Source organism: Corynebacterium liangguodongii (genome assembly GCF_003070865.1).
Lineage (GTDB): Bacteria > Actinomycetota > Actinomycetes > Mycobacteriales > Mycobacteriaceae > Corynebacterium > Corynebacterium liangguodongii.
This window is the reverse complement of sequence record NZ_CP026948.1, coordinates 623,750-639,369: the sequence shown is the minus strand read 5'-3', so window position 1 is coordinate 639,369 and position 15,620 is coordinate 623,750. Positions and strand designations below refer to the sequence as shown.

At 67.8% G+C, this 15,620-nt stretch carries 16 protein-coding genes and 1 riboswitch; of the genes, 11 read left to right on the top strand and 5 right to left on the bottom strand.

Features of this window, described 5'->3' with window-relative positions:
- Positions 1 to 4 precede the first annotated feature (4 nt).
- The gene (gene prfB / locus C3E79_RS03055; protein WP_108405022.1) at positions 5 to 1,099 is read right to left on the bottom strand and encodes a peptide chain release factor 2; all 1,095 of its coding nucleotides are present in this window, start codon (positions 1,097 to 1,099) and stop codon (positions 5 to 7) included.
- A 28-nt stretch (positions 1,100 to 1,127) separates the two neighbouring features.
- Here prfB and C3E79_RS03050 point away from each other — a divergent pair, with 28 nt between their 5' ends.
- Complete coding sequence (locus C3E79_RS03050) at positions 1,128 to 1,943, top strand: inositol monophosphatase family protein (RefSeq protein ID WP_108403583.1); 816 nt, start codon at positions 1,128 to 1,130, stop codon at positions 1,941 to 1,943.
- On the top strand, positions 1,936 to 2,724 hold the full coding sequence (hisN, locus tag C3E79_RS03045) for a histidinol-phosphatase (RefSeq protein ID WP_108403582.1): 789 nt from the start codon (positions 1,936 to 1,938) through the stop codon (positions 2,722 to 2,724). Before C3E79_RS03050 ends, hisN begins: the two co-directional genes overlap by 8 nt.
- Here hisN and C3E79_RS03040 read toward each other — a convergent pair.
- Positions 2,711 to 3,526 carry a S1 family peptidase gene (locus tag C3E79_RS03040; protein ID WP_108403581.1) on the bottom strand — a complete coding sequence of 272 codons (816 nt, stop codon included), beginning with the start codon at positions 3,524 to 3,526 and terminating at the stop codon, positions 2,711 to 2,713. The two genes, hisN and C3E79_RS03040, sit on opposite strands and share 14 nt — an antisense overlap.
- 78 nt (positions 3,527 to 3,604) lie before the next feature.
- Positions 3,605 to 3,721, top strand: a riboswitch (TPP riboswitch).
- On the opposite strand from C3E79_RS03040, the gene thiC reads away from it, so the two are divergent.
- The 3 genes from thiC to C3E79_RS03025 all read left to right on the top strand — a co-directional run bounded on the left by thiC (position 3,720) and on the right by C3E79_RS03025 (position 7,298).
- Positions 3,720 to 5,459: a phosphomethylpyrimidine synthase ThiC gene (thiC, locus tag C3E79_RS03035; RefSeq protein ID WP_108403580.1), complete on the top strand. Its 1,740-nt coding sequence runs from the start codon at positions 3,720 to 3,722 to the stop codon at positions 5,457 to 5,459. (Overlaps the previous riboswitch by 2 nt.)
- Positions 5,460 to 5,470: 11 nt before the next feature.
- Complete coding sequence (locus C3E79_RS03030) at positions 5,471 to 6,655, top strand: DUF418 domain-containing protein (RefSeq protein ID WP_108403579.1); 1,185 nt, start codon at positions 5,471 to 5,473, stop codon at positions 6,653 to 6,655.
- Positions 6,648 to 7,298 (top strand): thiamine phosphate synthase, encoded by a 651-nt coding sequence (locus C3E79_RS03025; protein WP_108403578.1) that lies wholly within the window; start codon positions 6,648 to 6,650, stop codon positions 7,296 to 7,298. Before C3E79_RS03030 ends, C3E79_RS03025 begins: the two co-directional genes overlap by 8 nt.
- Here C3E79_RS03025 and C3E79_RS03020 read toward each other — a convergent pair.
- Positions 7,285 to 8,409 carry an HNH endonuclease signature motif containing protein gene (locus C3E79_RS03020; protein WP_108403577.1) on the bottom strand — a complete coding sequence of 375 codons (1,125 nt, stop codon included), beginning with the start codon at positions 8,407 to 8,409 and terminating at the stop codon, positions 7,285 to 7,287. The genes C3E79_RS03025 and C3E79_RS03020 overlap by 14 nt on opposite strands.
- Positions 8,410 to 8,602: 193 nt before the next feature.
- Between C3E79_RS03020 and thiO the strand changes: the two genes are divergently transcribed.
- From thiO to C3E79_RS03005, 3 genes are read left to right on the top strand one after another with little or no spacing between them, the layout of a single operon-like run.
- Positions 8,603 to 9,673, top strand: coding sequence for a glycine oxidase ThiO (gene thiO / locus C3E79_RS03015; protein WP_108403576.1), 1,071 nt, complete (start codon positions 8,603 to 8,605; stop codon positions 9,671 to 9,673).
- 2 nt (positions 9,674 to 9,675) lie between these two features.
- Positions 9,676 to 9,879: a sulfur carrier protein ThiS gene (gene thiS / locus C3E79_RS03010; protein ID WP_108403575.1), complete on the top strand. Its 204-nt coding sequence runs from the start codon at positions 9,676 to 9,678 to the stop codon at positions 9,877 to 9,879.
- A gap of 4 nt (positions 9,880 to 9,883) precedes the next feature.
- A complete protein-coding gene (locus C3E79_RS03005; protein WP_108403574.1) occupies positions 9,884 to 10,663 on the top strand; it encodes a thiazole synthase in 780 nt (259 codons plus the stop codon).
- On the opposite strand, the gene C3E79_RS03000 is transcribed toward C3E79_RS03005, so the two are convergent.
- On the bottom strand, positions 10,619 to 12,340 hold the full coding sequence (locus C3E79_RS03000) for a BCCT family transporter (RefSeq protein WP_108403573.1): 1,722 nt from the start codon (positions 12,338 to 12,340) through the stop codon (positions 10,619 to 10,621). The genes C3E79_RS03005 and C3E79_RS03000 overlap by 45 nt on opposite strands.
- Positions 12,341 to 12,381: 41 nt before the next feature.
- Between C3E79_RS03000 and C3E79_RS02995 the strand changes: the two genes are divergently transcribed.
- On the top strand, positions 12,382 to 13,491 hold the full coding sequence (locus C3E79_RS02995) for a ThiF family adenylyltransferase (protein WP_108403572.1): 1,110 nt from the start codon (positions 12,382 to 12,384) through the stop codon (positions 13,489 to 13,491).
- Positions 13,492 to 13,522: 31 nt separating this feature from the next.
- Here C3E79_RS02995 and C3E79_RS02990 read toward each other — a convergent pair whose 3' ends face one another.
- Positions 13,523 to 13,693 (bottom strand): glycerol dehydrogenase, encoded by a 171-nt coding sequence (locus tag C3E79_RS02990; RefSeq protein WP_108403571.1) that lies wholly within the window; start codon positions 13,691 to 13,693, stop codon positions 13,523 to 13,525.
- A gap of 24 nt (positions 13,694 to 13,717) precedes the next feature.
- Between C3E79_RS02990 and C3E79_RS02985 the strand changes: the two genes are divergently transcribed.
- Together C3E79_RS02985 and C3E79_RS02980 are read left to right on the top strand one after the other, a co-directional pair.
- Entirely contained in the window at positions 13,718 to 14,629 is a 912-nt protein-coding gene (locus C3E79_RS02985; RefSeq protein ID WP_108403570.1) for a cation diffusion facilitator family transporter, read from the top strand.
- A gap of 604 nt (positions 14,630 to 15,233) precedes the next feature.
- Complete coding sequence (locus tag C3E79_RS02980; protein ID WP_108403569.1) at positions 15,234 to 15,527, top strand: hypothetical protein; 294 nt, start codon at positions 15,234 to 15,236, stop codon at positions 15,525 to 15,527.
- The last annotated feature ends 93 nt before the right edge of the window (positions 15,528 to 15,620 follow it).

Below are 15,620 nucleotides of genomic sequence, written 5' to 3'. Positions count from 1 at the left end.
TACCCTACTTGTTTTCTGCCATGCGCCAGCGAATCCCCGACTCCAAAAACCCGTCGATGTCGCCGTCGAGGACCTTCTGCGGGTCGCCCACCTCGTAGTTCGTCCGCAAATCCTTCACCATCTTGAAGGGGTGCAGCACATAGGAGCGCATCTGGTTGCCCCAGGACGCGTTGCCCCCGGCGCCGAGCGCGTCGAGCTCCGCCTTTTCCTCCTGGCGCTTGCGCTCGAGCAGCTTCGACTGCAACACGCGCAGCGCCGAGGCCTTGTTCTGAATCTGGGACTTCTCGTTTTGGCAGGTCACCACGATACCGGTAGGCAGGTGGGTGATCCGCACCGCGGAATCGGTCGTGTTGACGGACTGCCCGCCGGGACCCGAGGAGCGATAGACATCGACGCGGATGTCCGCATCGGGGATGTCGATGTGGTCGGTCTGCTCCACCACGGGCAAGACCTCAACCTCCGCGAACGAGGTCTGGCGCCGCGCCTGGTTATCAAACGGCGAGATGCGCACGAGACGGTGCGTGCCCTGCTCCACCGAGAGCTGGCCGTACATGTACTCGCCGTGAACCACGAAGGTCGCCGACTTGATGCCCGCCTCCTCCGCATACGAGACGTCGTAGATGTCCACCTTGTACCCGTTCTTCTCCGCCCAGCGGGTGTACATGCGCATGAGCATCTCCGCCCAGTCCGCCGCATCGACACCGCCGGCACCGGAGCGGATGTTGACCACCGCCTCGCGAGCGTCATACTCGCCGGAAAGCATGGTCTGCACCTCGAGCGAGGAGACGGCCTCCTCCAGCGCGCCGAGTTCCTCTTCCGCCAGCGAATCATCGCCTTCTTCCTCGGCGAGCTCGTAGATCACCGGCAGGTCGTCGACACGCTGGCGCAGCGAGGTGACCTTCTTGAGCCTCGACTGGACGCCCGAGAGCTCCGTGGTCACCGCCTGGGCGTGCGCCGGGTCGTCCCACAGCGAGGGATCGCCCGCCTGCTGCTCGAGCTCGCGCGAACGTGCCGTCAGCTCGCCTAGGTCCATCACCTTTTCGATGGTGGTCAGCGTCGAATCGAGATTGGCAATGCGTGTCGCGGTCTCCGGTTGCATAGCCCGCAAGTCTAGCGCGGCGGGCATAATGGGGGGCATGACTGCTGCCTTCTCAACTTCCTTCGATCAGTCTGACGACGCCGCCCTCGCCCGCGAGCTCGTGAAGCACGCAGGCACACTCGCCCTGCGGATGCGCGACGAGGGGCTAGAGACGACGGAGAAGACCTCGGTATCGGACGTGGTCACCGACGCGGACCGGGCGGCGGAGAACTTCGTGGCCGAGGCGCTTGGCAAGCTCCGCCCCGCAGACGGGATCTTGGGCGAGGAGGGCGCGGCGAAGGCATCGACGAGCGGGCGGACGTGGGTGGTAGACCCAGTCGACGGTACGTATAACTTCGCCTCGGGCTCGGACTACTTCTGCTCCGCGATCGCACTGGTCGAGGGCGAACCGGCGAACCCGGAGCGCATTCTCACCAGCGCCGTCTACCGCCCGGCCCTCGAGACGCTGTGGCAGGCGGCGGACGGGCAGGCCACGTGCAACGGGCGCCGCCTCGGCCCGCTGCCCGCCGCCGGGCTCGACCAGCTCGGCGTGGCCACCTACCTCCACCCCGCCTCGATGCAGATCGAGCCTGTGCGCGCGGCGTGGACGGCCGCGGTGGAAGGCGCCGCGACGATCAGGATGCTCGGGGCCGGTTCGATCGACCTCTCCACGGTGGCCTCCGGCGGGATCGGCGCCTGGCTGCAGCACACCGTGGCCGATTGGGACTGGCTGCCCGGCCGGGCGCTCGTCGAGGCGGCCGGGGGCCGCACGATCAAGGTCAGCGCCGGCGGCGTCGAGTGGTGCGTGGCGGGCAACCAGCGCGTCATCGAGGACATCGCGACTAGACTGTCGCACCATGCCTAACTACGCCGACGACCTCGCCCTCGCCCTCAAGCTCGCGGACGCCGCTGATGCGATCACGCTCGAGCGCTTCGAGGCGGCCGACCTCACCGTCGAATCGAAGCCCGATTTCACCCCGGTCTCCGACGCCGACCTCGCCGTGGAAGAGGCGCTACGGGCCGAGCTGGCGCAGGCCCGCCCCGCCGACAAGGTGCTCGGCGAGGAGTTCGGCGGCGAGGTCGCCTTCGAGGGCCGCCAGTGGGTCATTGACCCCATCGACGGCACGAAGAACTTCGTGCGCGGCGTGCCCGTGTGGGCGACGCTCATTTCGCTGCTTGTCGACGCCACCCCGGTCGTCGGCGTCGTATCCGCCCCCGCTCTGGCGCGGCGCTGGTACGCCTCAGAGGGCGCAGGGGCCTGGCGCACGTTCAACGCAGGGGCGCTCACCCGGCTGGGCGTCTCGCGCGTGGGCGATATCGAGGATGCCTCGGTGTCTTTTTCCTCCCTCAGCGGGTGGCATGAGCGCGGCCTGCGCGAGAACTTTGTGTCGCTGACAGATCGCGCCTGGCGCCTGCGCGGCTACGGCGATTTCTTGAGCTACTGCTTCGTCGCCGAGGGCGCGGTCGACGTCGCCGCCGAGCCCGAGGTCTCGCTCTGGGACCTCGCAGCCCTATCTGTGCTGGTCACAGAGGCGGGAGGTAGGTTTACCTCCCTCGAGGGCGTGGACGGCCCGCACGGCGGGGACGCGGTGGCCTCCAACGGCCTCCTCCACGACGCCGTCCTGCAGGCCCTTAGGGGAGCCTGAAGCCCGCGCCCGGGCCTCCGGCTGCGTCCATCGCTGCGGCGATGGTGTCGAAGCGCGCCGAGGCCGTCGGCGAGAAGATCGGGCCCTGCAGCGGGGAGTTGCACGGCAGGTTGACAATCCCGCCGTTGATGATGCCGACCAACCTGTCGCCGGAGTAGAGCGGCGCGCCCGAATCCCCCTGCATGGCGCAGACCTGGTTGAGGTTCATGCGGCCGTCCTCGAACCAGGTAAACCCGCAGGTCTGCGCCGAGGCGTAGCCGCTTTTGCACACGATTTGGCCGGGCGCGAGCGTGGGCGCGCCGACGTGGTTGATGCTCACCCCGTTGTAGGTGCGGGTGACCTCGGCGACCGGCCAGAGCTCGATAACGGCGTAGTCGAGGCCGTGGTCCACCGCGGCGACGAGCCCGGCGGGCCCTAGCCCCACGGCGTCGGCGGAGGTGACCACCTGCCCGACCTCCCCGCAGTGGCCCGCGGTGAGGGCGACCATCCGGCCGCGCGCGTCGATGCCGGCGACGGCGACGGTGCACATGGCGTTGCTCCCGACGTAGATCGGGGTGCCGGGGCCGATGAGGGCCTTGCCGCGGGCGGCGGCCTCGGCTGCCTCCGGCGCGGTCCGGGGGGCGTCGTGAAGCGAGCCCGGAACCCGGTGGAGCACGGCGTCCGCGAACGGCTTGCCGGCGAGCGCCTTCGAGATCGGGTCGGTGCGCCACACGTAGTTCGGGTCCTCCTGCGCGTGGGCGAGCGGGGCGCCCGCGGCGATGACGAGGGCGGCGATGAGCGGGGCGAGGAGGCGACGAACCATGGGGGCCAAACTTTCTCTCAAGTAACTTCTGCAACAGGAATATAGCATTCTCGCGCCCGGCCGACTAGGTTGGAGCGCACGACCTCACACGGGCGCCCCACGGGTTAGGGGCTGAGACCGCGCCGAAGACGCCGCGCGGGCACCGTTCGAACCTGCCTGGTTAGCACCAGCGAAGGAAGTTAAGGAGCCTCACATGGCAGACGCATACGCGCACGAAATCCACCCGAAGCACAGCTACGCCCCGATCCGCTCGGGCGGGCTGGAAGTCCCAGAGACCGCCATCGAGCTCGACGACTCCCCCACCGGCCCCAACGAACCCTTCCGCATCTACCGCACCCGCGGCCCCTGGGCCGAGCCCGAGGTGGGCCTGCCGGGGCTGCGCACCGAATGGATCGCCGCGCGCGGCGACGTCGAGGAATACGCCGGGCGCGAGCGCAACCTGCTTGACGACGGCACCCGCGCCGCCAAGCGCGGCGCCGCCTCCGAGGAGTGGCGCGGCGCCCGGCGCGCCCCGCTGCGCGCCCGGGAAGGCAAGCGCGTCACCCAGATGCACTACGCCCGGCGCGGCGAGATCACCCGGGAGATGGAGTTCGTCGCCCTACGCGAGCACTGCGACGTGGAAAAGGTGCGCTCGGAGGTCGCCGCGGGCCGCGCGATCATCCCGAACAACGTCAACCACCCGGAGAGCGAGCCGATGATTATCGGCAACGCCTTTGTGACCAAGATCAATGCCAACATCGGCAACTCGGCCGTGACGTCGTCGATACGCGAAGAAGTGGACAAACTGCGCTGGGCGACGCGCTGGGGAGCGGATACCGTGATGGATCTCTCCACAGGCAACGACATCCACACCACCCGCGAGTGGATCATCCGCAACTCCCCCGTCCCGATCGGCACCGTGCCCATCTACCAGGCGCTGGAAAAGGTCGGCGGCATCGCAGAGGAGCTGACCTGGGAGATCTTCCGCGACACCGTCATCGAGCAATGCGAGCAGGGCGTGGACTACATGACCATCCACGCCGGGGTGCGCCTGCCGTTCGTGCCGCTGACCACGCGCAGGGTCACCGGCATCGTCTCGCGCGGTGGTTCGATCATGGCGGGCTGGTGCCTCGCGCACCACAAGGAGTCCTTCCTCTACGACAACTTCGACGAGCTCTGCGAGATCTTCGCCGCCTACGACGTCGCATTCTCGCTTGGCGACGGCCTGCGCCCCGGCTCCGTTGCCGACGCCAACGACCCGGCCCAATTCGCCGAGCTGAAGACCATCGGCGAGCTCTGCCACCGCGCCTGGGAGCACGATGTCCAGGTCATGATCGAAGGCCCCGGCCACGTGCCGCTGAACATGATCCAGGTCAACAACGACAAGGAGCAGCAGTGGTGCGGCGGCGCGCCGTTCTACACCCTCGGGCCGCTGGTGACCGACATCGCGCCCGGCTACGACCACATCACCTCCGCCATCGGCGCGGCCAACATCGCCGCCGGCGGCACCGCGATGCTCTGCTACGTCACCCCGAAGGAACACCTCGGCCTGCCGAACAAGGACGACGTGAAAACCGGCGTGATTACCTACAAGATCGCGGCCCACGCCGCCGACGTGGCCAAGGGCCACCCGGGCGCGCGGGCCTGGGACGACGCGATGAGCAAGGCGCGCTTCGAGTTCCGCTGGGAGGACCAATTCGCCCTCTCGCTCGACCCGGAGACCGCCCGGGCCTACCACGACGAGACTCTGCCCGCCGAGCCCGCGAAGACCGCCCACTTCTGCTCGATGTGCGGGCCAAAATTCTGCTCGATGCGCATCTCCCAAGACATCCGCGACGAGTTCGGGGATTCCATCGCCTCCCTCGGCATGCCGAGCATTGAGGCCGCCCTGGGTGAGCAGCACATGGCGGAGGTGTTCCGGGAGCACGGCTCCCAGGTCTACCTCCCCGAGTAGGTTGGAGGGCCATGAGCGATAGACAGCGCCTCCTCGTCCCCGACCTCGCCCGCGGCGTCTCCCTCGGCGGCATCGCCTGCGCCAACGCCACGACCGCGTGGATGACCGACGCCAACACCGCCCCGGGCAGCACGCTCGGCGGCGTCACGCACGGAAGCACCGTCGACCAGGTGCTCGCGGTACTCACGGCGATGTTCATCCACGTCCGCGGGCTGCCGATGTTCTCCACCCTGCTCGGCTTCGGGTTCGGCCTTGTCGTATCAAGCCTCTACCGCAAGCGCTACCCGCTGCCCGCCGCCCGGGGCATCCTGGCGCGACGCTACGCCATCCTCGCGGCCTTCGGCTTCGCGCACATGTTCGCCGTTTTCTACGGCGACATCATGGCGATGTACGGCTTGATCGGCGTAGTCCTCGCGATGCTCTTCGCCGTGGGGTCCACGTGGCTGCGGGTGATCGCCTACGTCCCGCTCACTCTCTTCGCGCTTACCTCCGCAGCCGGGGCCGCGGCCGCGTATTTCTGGGGCGGGTTCGCCGCGCCTGAGCTGCGCTCGGTGACCGCCGACCTCGACTCCCTGCCCACATACCTCGGCGAGAACCTCTCCGCCGCGGTGCAGATGGCGCTGGCCTCCCCGTTCGCGGTCCTCGAGCTCGGGGGGCTGACTATCATCGGCTACATCTGGGCCCGCGAAGGCTACCTCGTTGAGGTGGACAAGCACCGGCGGATCCTGCTCGCGTGGGCCGCGCTCGCTGCGGCCATCATCCTCGCCGTTGGCCTGCCCTGGGGGCTCTCGGCCATCGGGGTGCTCGACCCGCAGCTAGAAGAGCCGCTGGCGATGCTCAACCAGGGCGTCGGTGCGTTCATCGGCCCCGGCATCCTCGCCGCCTTCGCACTGCTCTCCCACGCGATTCGGGACCACTCCGCCTGGGTCTACCCCTTCGTGGCGCTGGGGAAGCGCTCGATGTCGGGCTACCTCGCGCAATCGTTCCTCTTCATCATCCTGGTCATGCCTTTTGGGTTCGGGCTGGGGCTGGAGGCGTCGATAAGCGGGAAGATCGCGCTGGGCCTGCTCGTGTGGGTGATCACCCTGGTAGCGGCCTCGCTGCTCGAAGCAGCGGGCAGGCAGGGCCCCTTCGAGTGGGCGCACCGGCGGCTTTCCTACGGGCCGACCGGCAGGATCGAGCCGCGCGATGGATAAGCTTGACCTGCGCTGCTACTTCGTTACCGGCGCTGGGCCGGACGTGGTCTCGCGGGCGCGCGCCGCGGCCCTCGGTGGCGCCGGGGTGATCCAGGTGCGCAGCAAGCCGATTTCCGCCCGGGACCTCTTCGAGCTCTCCCGCGCGGTGGCACGCGAGGTCAAGGCCGTGCGCCCCCGCACGCGCGTGCTTGTCGACGACCGCGTCGACATCGCCCTCGCGCTGCGCGACGACGGGGTCGACGGCGTCCACCTCGGGCAGGACGACCTCGATGTCCGCCTCGCCCGCGAGCTGCTCGGCCGTGATGCGATCATCGGGCTGACCACCGGCACGCTCGAGCTCATCCGCGCGGCGAACGAGGTCGCGAGTGTGATCGACTACATCGGGGCGGGGCCGTTCCGGGCGACACCGACGAAGGATTCTGGCCGCTGCCCACTCGGGCTGGAGGGCTACCCCCCGCTCGTCGCCGCTTCGGCCGTGCCCCTCGTGGCCATCGGCGACGTCACTGCTGACGACGCCCGCGACCTGGCGCGCGCAGGCGTAGACGGCGTGGCGCTCGTGCGCGGGATCATGAACGCGCCGGATCCGGAGGCCTACACCGCGCGGGTGGTTGCAGAGTTCGACCGCGGCGCTACGAGCAGTTGAACTCCTCGAGTGTCACGGCGTTGTCGCAGCGCTCCGGCAGGCCGTGGTCGCGCGAGACGAACCGGGCGCCGTCGGGCATGAGGAAGTGGATGTCTCCGTGTTCCTTCATGATGCGCACGGACCCCTCGGTGACGAGCGCATGGCACGCGGAGCACAACGGCAGCAGGTTGTCGAGGTCCGTGAAGCCCCCTTCCGCCCACTCGGTGATGTGGTGGACCTCCATGAACCTCGTGTGGGTGCATCCGGGCATGGCGCACTGCCCGCGCCACATCACCATGAGGGCGGCTACCTGGGCATCCGTTGCCAACCTGCGGGAGCGCCCGACGTTTAACACCAGCCCCTTCTCATCGACCGTGGTGAGGCGATAGGAGGCGTTGGACAAGAAGTTCTTCACCGCCTCCGAGGGCGCGGCGAGGTTGTTGGGGAGATAGGCGCGCCCGTCCGTCGTCATCACGACGTTGACGTTCGCGCCGGGGGTGCGAAGCGTGCTGCGCGGGTTCGCGCGCGCCAGGCGGATGACACCCATAAACGACCCGAGCAGTGCGCTCCCGAGCGGGAGGCCGAAGCCGGAGACCGGCTCTTGCCCCTGCTCCTGGCTATACGCGCCCTCTCCGATCTTCAGCGCGGCCATGATCTCCGCGCCTTCGGCGGCGCTGAAGTCTCCCCACAGGCGCACCCGCCCGTCCTCGCGCGGCTTCACCCGCACGTACGACCTGGCACCTTCTGCCTTGTTGCGCTTCAGCTTCGACAGCGCGACCTCGAGCTCGTGATAGCCCAGTCTCACGGCCATATCCACCAGCTCACGCTCCGTCTCCGCGCTGAGCAGCGGGGCGATGAGGCGGGCCTTCGAGTAGTTCAACGCGCCGCCCGAAAACGCCTCGGCGAGCAGAGGATATCCGAGCATCGCGCGGGCAACCTTGACGTACTCGTGTGCCGTGGTCTCCGAGAGCCCGAGGCGCTGGACCAGCCAGAGCGCTGTGGTCGAGGCCCCGAGGCGGCGCGCCATGTTGGCCTCGTCGAAGCGTCCGATTGCGCTCAGCATCCTCGCCTTGTGGCGAGTGATGCCGATAAACGCCTCGACAATGTCGTGTGCTAGCTGCTCCGTGGTCATTTTCTCCCCCTTGATACCCCCACGCTTGATGCGAACACGTGCACTATAACAACCCCCTCGGACATCGCCCTCTAGCTGCGATTATATCGTTTTATAGCAAGGGCACCAGCACTCCGCATTGCGGAGTTTTCATAAACCTGTTCGAATAGAAACTCCGCAATGCGGAGTCCTTCGGCGTGCCACAATGGAGACCATGACCACCATCGCTATCGCCGGGGCCGGGATTATCGGGCTCTCCACGGCGCTCACCCTCGCCGATCGCGGACACGACGTCACCGTCTACGACGCGCACCCGCGCTCCGGCGCCTCCCACCACGCCGGCGGGATGCTCGCGCCGGTAGCAGAGGTCGTCTACCAGCAGGATCCGCTCTTCCCCCTGATGCGCGCCGCCGCGGCCTGGTACCCGGACCTCATTGCGTTGATCGGCCGCTACAGCGCCCTGCCCACCGGCTACCGCACGGAGGGCACCCTCGTCGTCGGCGCCGACCGTGCGGACAAAGCCCACCTCGACGAGCTGCAGGACTACCAGCTCGCCCACGGGATGGAGGCGACCCGCATCACCACCCGCGCCGCCCGGGCCCTCGAACCGGCCCTCTCCCCCGCCATCGCGGGAGCGGTGCGCATCGACGGTGATCACCAGGTCCAGCCGAGGCTTATCACACGCGCGCTTGACGACGCCTGCGCAGCCGCCGGGGTGACCTTCCTCGCGGAAGACCTCCACGACGTCCGCGAGGCTCACGCCGATCAGGTCGTCATCGCCGCGGGCCTCGGCGCCGAGCAGATCGGCGGCTGGGACAACCACCTCAAGCTGCGCCCCGTCTACGGCGACGTTGTGCAGCTGCGGGTACCCGAGCACCAGTTCCCGCTCGTGGACAGGGTGATCCGGGGGTTCGTCGAAGACCGCGCCGTCTACCTCATCCCGCGCGCCGACCGCACGCTCACCATCGGGGCGACGAGCAGGGAGGACGGGCGCGCCGTGCCCCTCGCCCAGGGCGTGCACCAGCTGCTGCGCGACGCCGCGGAGATCGTGCCCGGCATCGAAGACTGCGACTTTGTGGAGGCGAGCTGCGGAGCGCGCCCCGGCACCCCGGATGACCTTCCCTACCTGGGCAGGGTGAGTGAGCGGGTGGTCGTATCCACCGGGTACTTCAGGCACGGGATCTTGCTGGCGGCGCTCGCCGCGCGGTGCGGTGCCGAGGTCGTCGAAAAGCGAAGGCCCTCCGTAGACTTGAAGGACACGAACCCGCTGCGACACAGGAGGTAGTCATGCACATCACGGTCAACGGCGAGGCGCGCGAGACCGCGGCGACGACGGTGGAGGAGCTGGTGGTCGAGGAAGTGGGGCAGGCGCCCGGCGCGGGCACCGCCGTCGCGATTGACGCCGAGGTGGTCCCGCGCTCCGAGTGGGGCTCGACCCGCGTTGCCGAGGGCTCGCGCGTGGACATCCTCACCGCGGTGCAGGGGGGCTAGGGCCGTGCTGGAGATCGCGGGGAAGACCTTTTCATCCCGCCTCATCATGGGCACCGGCGGGGCGAGCTCCCACGACATCCTCGAGCGCGCACTGGTGGCCTCGGGGACAGAGCTCACCACGGTGGCGATGCGGCGCCACGCGGCGAATACCGAGGGCGAGGGCGTGTTCGACCTGCTGGCAAGGCTCGGCATCGCGCCTCTGCCGAATACCGCCGGCTGCCGCACCGCCCGCGACGCCGTCATCACCGCCAAGCTCGCCCGCGAGGCGCTCGGCACCGACTGGGTCAAGCTGGAGGTCATCGCCGATGACAGGACGCTGCTTCCCGATGTCGTCGAGACGCTCGATGCGTGCGAGCTGCTTGTCGACGCCGGGTTTACCGTCCTCGCCTACACCTCCGACGACCCCGTGGCCGCCGCGCGGCTCGAAGACCGCGGGGCGGCGGCGGTCATGCCGCTCGGCGCACCGATCGGGACCGGGCTGGGCATCTTGAACCCCCACAACATCGAGCTGATCTGCTCGCGCGCGCAGGTACCCATCCTCATCGACGCCGGGGTGGGCACCGCCTCAGACGCCGCGCTCGCCATGGAGCTCGGCTGCGACGGGGTGCTGCTCGCCAGCGCGGTGAACCGCTGCCAGGATCCCGTGGCGATGGCGAGGGCGATGCGGCTGGCCGTGGAGGCCGGGGCGCTGGCCAAGGGCGCGGGACGGATCCCGCGGAGGGAGCACGCGGTGGCCTCGTCAAGCGCGAGCGGACTCGTCTCCTGGGCGGATGAGGTCCTCTGAGAGGCGCCAACCGCCCTCCTCGTGGTCGTACTCCAGCTCGGGGCGGGCAATTTCATTGCCCTCGGCGTCGAAGCCCGGCGCGGGCTTAGCCTCGGCCTCCTCGAGCTTCTCGGCGCTATCAGTCTTCTCCCACTGACGGGTGCGCATGCGCCGGGCGGCCGCGGAATCGTCATCCATCGCCTTGAACAGGGCGAACATCATGAGGAAGTACATGATGAAAAACGGCAGGGCGATGACGATGACAACCTCTTGGAGAGCCTCGATGCCCGTGTCGTTGATAAACAGCAGCGCGGCGGCCACGGCGGCGATGGCGACGACCCACCCGACGCGGTAGTACGTCGGGGTCTTGTTCTCTTCGCCGGTGGCGAACATGTCGATGACCATCGCGGCCGAATCCATTGAGGTGACGAAGTAGAGCACGATCACCCCGAGCGCGATCGCCCCGACGACGCCGTAGGCCGGGAAGTGCTCGAGCAGCGTAAACAGCGCCCGCGGCGTGTCCCCCTGCTCGACGACGGGGCCGGTGAGCACGCCGGGCTCGGCGGTCTCGAGCTCGGTTGCGGCGCGGCCGAAGATGGAGAACCACACGATGTCAAAGGTCGTCGGCAACAAGATCGTGCCGGCGATGAACGCGCGCACGGTGCGCCCGCGCGAGATGCGAGCGAAGAACATGCCCACGAACGGCGCCCAGCAGATCGTCCACGCCCAGTAGAACGCCGTCCACGTGGCGTGCCAGCCGGGGTTATCGCCGTAGGAGTCGACCCAAAACATCAACTCGGGCAGCGAATCGGCGTAGATGCCGAAGGACTCGGTGACCTGGCCGATGAGCGTGAGCGTCGGGCCGGCGAACAAAACGAAGACCAACAGCGCCACAGTCGCGGCGATGTTGAGGTTAGACAAAATCTTGATGCCCTTATCCAGGCCCGTGGCCACCGAGGCGCAGGAGGCAACGGTGATCGCCAGGATGATCGCGAGCTGCACGGGGGTGATGAGCGGCACGCCCCACATGATGTTCATGCCGGCGGAGATCTGCAGCACCCCCAGGCCGACGGAGACGGCGAGGCCAAAGACGGTGCCGACGATGCCGAGGGCGTCTAAAAGCTTGCCCGGCCACTCGTAGACGCGCGCGCCGAGCAGCGGGGAAAATAGCGAGGAGAGCCGCGCCGGCATCTTGCGCTTGTAGGTGAAATACCCCATTGCCAGGCCCGGCAGGGTAAAGATCACCCACATGTGGATGCCGAAGTGGTAGTAGGTGAATTCGAAGGCCTGGGTGATCGCCGCCCGGCTCATCGGCTCGAGGTCCCCGCGCGGCGGGTTATACGCGTGGTGCAGCGGCTCGGCAGCGCCCCAAAACATCAGCGTCGCGCCCATTCCCGCGGCAAAGAGCATGGCAAACCAGACGGGGAGGGAGTATTCGGGTTCGTCTTCGTCGTCGCCAAGCCTGAGGTTGCCGTAGCGGGAGACGAACACGACGATGAGGTAGACCAACACCGCGGAGACCCCGGCTATGTAGAACCACGAGAAGTTGTCCATGAGCGCGCCGGCGGCAGCCGAGTAGGCGCGGCGGGCGGCGTCGCCGAACGCGATGGTCAGCGAGACGAAGAGCGCAATAAATCCGATCGCGGAGTAAAAGATCAGCGGGTCGGACTTCAGCCCCCGCCTGCGTGGTGCGGACATGGGTGCGAATTTTAGCGCCGCGGCGCTCTAGAGTGGGATTCATGCACGATCTGCCACGCGAGGAGTTGCGCCGCACGGCCCGGCACATGAACCTGCCCGGCTTCGGCCCGGAACAGCAATCGGCACTCCACCGCGCTCGCGTCCTCGTCATCGGCGCCGGCGGCCTGGGCTGCCCCGTCATGCAGGCGCTGGCCGCCACCGGCGTCGGGCATATCGCGGTGATCGATAGCGATTGCGTCGACATCACCAACATCCACCGCCAGATCCTCTTCGGCGCCGGCGATGTCGGCCGCAAGAAGGTCGAGGTTGCAGGCGAGCGACTGCGCGCGCTCCAGCCCGGCATTGAACTCGAGCTTATCGACGCCCACTTCACCCCCGATAACGCTCTCGCACTCCTCGACGGGGTCGACGTGCTCGTCGACGGCTCCGACACCTTCGCCACCAAGTTCCTGGCCGCCGATGCCGCCGAGATCACAGGCACGCCTCTCGTGTGGGGCTCGGTGCTGCGCTACCGCGGCGACGTCGCGCTGTGGTGGTCCGGCCCCGGCGCGCCGTCAGGCGGGGTGGGCCTGCGCGACCTCTACCCCGCCCAACCCGACCCGGACTCCGTGCCGGACTGCGCCACCGCCGGTGTGCTCGGGGTGACCACTGGCGTCGTCGGCGGGCTCATGGCCACCGAGGTCGTGAAGCTCCTCGCGGGCCTGGGAGAGGCGCGGCCGGGCGCACTGCGGGTCTATGACGCACTGGGGGCGTCGTTAAGCGAGTACGCGGTGCGCCGGGATCCGCGCCGCGAGCTGACGCGCGAGCTGGGCAGCTACCCCGCGGCGCCGTGCGCGGTACCAGGGGCGGCGTCGTTGGTCGCGGATAAGGTGGCGCGCGGCGAGGCGCTCGGGTTGGACGTGCGCGAGGCCCACGAGAGGGCGCTGGCGGACCTGGAGGGAAAGAGCATCCACCTGCCGACGAGCACGTGGGAGACCCGCCCGCAGGAGGCCTTCGAGGCGATCGGCGGGCTGCCCGCAGGCACCACCGTCGTGGTCTACTGCGCCTCCGGGGTGCGCTCCGGCAGGTTTGTCGAGCGCTTCGGCAGCTTCGCCGCCGAGCGCGGGATCCGCTTAGAAGAGCTTCCGGGCGGGGTAGAGTCGGTGGGGTGAAAATTCACGCACTCTCAATGATGACTCTGGCCTAGCGCGGCCGGAAGAGCATCCCCGCGAGCGAGGAGGTCACCGCCGAGCCGATGAGCACGAGCACCGTGTAGAGGATGCCGCTCACGCCGAGCATCGAGAGCAGCCACCCGAAGAACATCGCGCCGATGACGGCGCCTGCGATAGCGATGATCCAACTTTTTACGTCCATGCACACCCACTCTAAGCGAAGGCGATGACAATGCAACGAGCCGAGCAAAGGCTCCTCGAGCGGTTTATGTGGCTCTCCATCGCTGCGGCAGTAGCAACCATCGCGTTCAAGCTCGCCGCAGCATGGGTCACCGGTTCCGTGGGGTTCCTCTCCGATGCCATAGAATCCCTCATCAATCTCGTCGCCGCGATCGTCGGCCTCGTTGCGCTGAAGGTCTCCGCCAAGCCCGCCGACCAAAATCACAACTTCGGCCACGCGAAGGCGGAGTACTTCTCCTCCCAGGTCGAAGGCTCGATGATCCTGCTCGCCTCGGTGGCGATCATCTACACTGCGGTGCAGCGCCTCATCACCCCGCAGCCCATCGAGCAGGCCGGGATAGGCCTTGCGCTCTCCGTCATCGCCACCGCGCTCAACCTTGCCGTCGGGTTGGTCCTCCTGCGGGCTGGCAAGAAGTACCGCTCGGCGACGCTCGACGCGGACGGCAAGCATTTGCTTACCGACGTCTGGACCACCGTCGGTGTCATCGTCGGCATGGCACTGGTTGCCATCACCGGCTGGGAGATCCTCGACCCCCTCGTCGCCCTCGCCGTCGGGGCGAATATCCTCTTTACCGGCTACACGCTGCTCAAACAGTCCTTTATCAGCCTGCTCTCCGAGGCGCTGCCGGAAGACGAGCGCCGCGCCATCAAGGCCTACCTCGATGGCTTCGCCGCCGAGCACGGGGTGGACTTTACCGACGTGCGCACCGCGGCCTTCGGCCGCGAGCGCCTCGTCAACGTGGTCATGCAGGTGCCCGGCTCCTGGAGCGTGGAGAGCTCACACGACCTCGCCGACCTCATCGAGGAAGGGATCGACGGCGCACTCGGGGGCGCGACCACCCTGGTACACGTCGAGCCGTTGGGGACGAGCTCGCATGTAGGGTTTAACTGGATCTAGCGCCAGAGGAGGTCGCGGTCAAGCGCGGCCCTGTAGACCGCCGCTAGTCGAGAGCCACCGGCCACGACTGCGGGGGAGCCTCGGCCCGTCCATGAACAGAGGAGCATGGGGGTGCTCATAGGTCTAGCAGCTGGTCGAGCACATGAGGCTCCAGGGCCTCTCCTCGGCAGCGCTTTCCTCAGATCGGGGTAATAGCCTTCCGCTGGCACGCACCGAGCTTCTCAGCGGCGTCTTGGATGTGGCGCCGCGAGTAGCCTCCGCCTGCGGTAAAGCCTATCCCCGTCCACGGGCGAAGGAGGTAGATTCCCGTGTCGCAACTAACCCCGGGTAGCGAAAGCGGCCACAGTTTCCACCGATAGACAGGCGGGCCGTAAGGAGACGGTAGCGGCAACACATAATCATTCTACCTGGGGCATTGATCCCGGAAGGAACACGCCAACCATGATCGCACCATGGGATCCAGGTTGTCTTCAGTGACAGTTCCTCGACCACATTGCCTGCACGAACTCGTGCATTCATCCCCGACTTGAAAACCTATTGAAAACATGCTTTAGTGGAAACTAGTTGAAAACGTGCCGAAAGGTACCAACCCGAAAGGAACGACATGACCCACACGATCCACGAGTCCCACGACCACACCCACGGCGAGGGCTGCGGCCACGTCGCAGTGCCCCACGGTGACCACGTCGACTACGTCCACGACGGCCACCTGCACCGCGAACACGAGGGCCACTGGGACGAGTGCGAGGCCGCCGACCACGCCGAGCACACCGACCACACGGACCACACCCACGGCGAGGGCTGCGGCCACGTCGCAGTACCCCACGGTGACCACGTCGACTACGTCCACGACGGCCACCGCCATGCCGCCCACGGCGACCACTACGACGAGCACTAGTCGCTCACCACAAAGCCCGGCTCCGACAGTCCTGTCGGGGCCGGGCTTTTTCTGGGAACTCGCCCCGAAAATCATACTTTTCCCATCGCACGG

What these genes read in the sequence shown, in the direction of transcription:
- prfB (WP_108405022.1), bottom strand. Translation starts at nt 1,099, where the DNA reads ATGCAACCGGAGACCGCGACACGCATTGCCAATCTCGATTCGACGCTG.
- C3E79_RS03050 (WP_108403583.1), top strand. Translation starts at nt 1,128, where the DNA reads ATGGGGGGCATGACTGCTGCCTTCTCAACTTCCTTCGATCAGTCTGAC.
- hisN (WP_108403582.1), top strand. Translation starts at nt 1,936, where the DNA reads ATGCCTAACTACGCCGACGACCTCGCCCTCGCCCTCAAGCTCGCGGAC.
- C3E79_RS03040 (WP_108403581.1), bottom strand. Translation starts at nt 3,526, where the DNA reads ATGGTTCGTCGCCTCCTCGCCCCGCTCATCGCCGCCCTCGTCATCGCC.
- thiC (WP_108403580.1), top strand. Translation starts at nt 3,720, where the DNA reads ATGGCAGACGCATACGCGCACGAAATCCACCCGAAGCACAGCTACGCC.
- C3E79_RS03030 (WP_108403579.1), top strand. Translation starts at nt 5,471, where the DNA reads ATGAGCGATAGACAGCGCCTCCTCGTCCCCGACCTCGCCCGCGGCGTC.
- C3E79_RS03025 (WP_108403578.1), top strand. Translation starts at nt 6,648, where the DNA reads ATGGATAAGCTTGACCTGCGCTGCTACTTCGTTACCGGCGCTGGGCCG.
- C3E79_RS03020 (WP_108403577.1), bottom strand. Translation starts at nt 8,409, where the DNA reads ATGACCACGGAGCAGCTAGCACACGACATTGTCGAGGCGTTTATCGGC.
- thiO (WP_108403576.1), top strand. Translation starts at nt 8,603, where the DNA reads ATGACCACCATCGCTATCGCCGGGGCCGGGATTATCGGGCTCTCCACG.
- thiS (WP_108403575.1), top strand. Translation starts at nt 9,676, where the DNA reads ATGCACATCACGGTCAACGGCGAGGCGCGCGAGACCGCGGCGACGACG.
- C3E79_RS03000 (WP_108403573.1), bottom strand. Translation starts at nt 12,340, where the DNA reads ATGTCCGCACCACGCAGGCGGGGGCTGAAGTCCGACCCGCTGATCTTT.
- C3E79_RS02995 (WP_108403572.1), top strand. Translation starts at nt 12,382, where the DNA reads ATGCACGATCTGCCACGCGAGGAGTTGCGCCGCACGGCCCGGCACATG.
- C3E79_RS02990 (WP_108403571.1), bottom strand. Translation starts at nt 13,693, where the DNA reads ATGGACGTAAAAAGTTGGATCATCGCTATCGCAGGCGCCGTCATCGGC.
- C3E79_RS02985 (WP_108403570.1), top strand. Translation starts at nt 13,718, where the DNA reads ATGACAATGCAACGAGCCGAGCAAAGGCTCCTCGAGCGGTTTATGTGG.
- C3E79_RS02980 (WP_108403569.1), top strand. Translation starts at nt 15,234, where the DNA reads ATGACCCACACGATCCACGAGTCCCACGACCACACCCACGGCGAGGGC.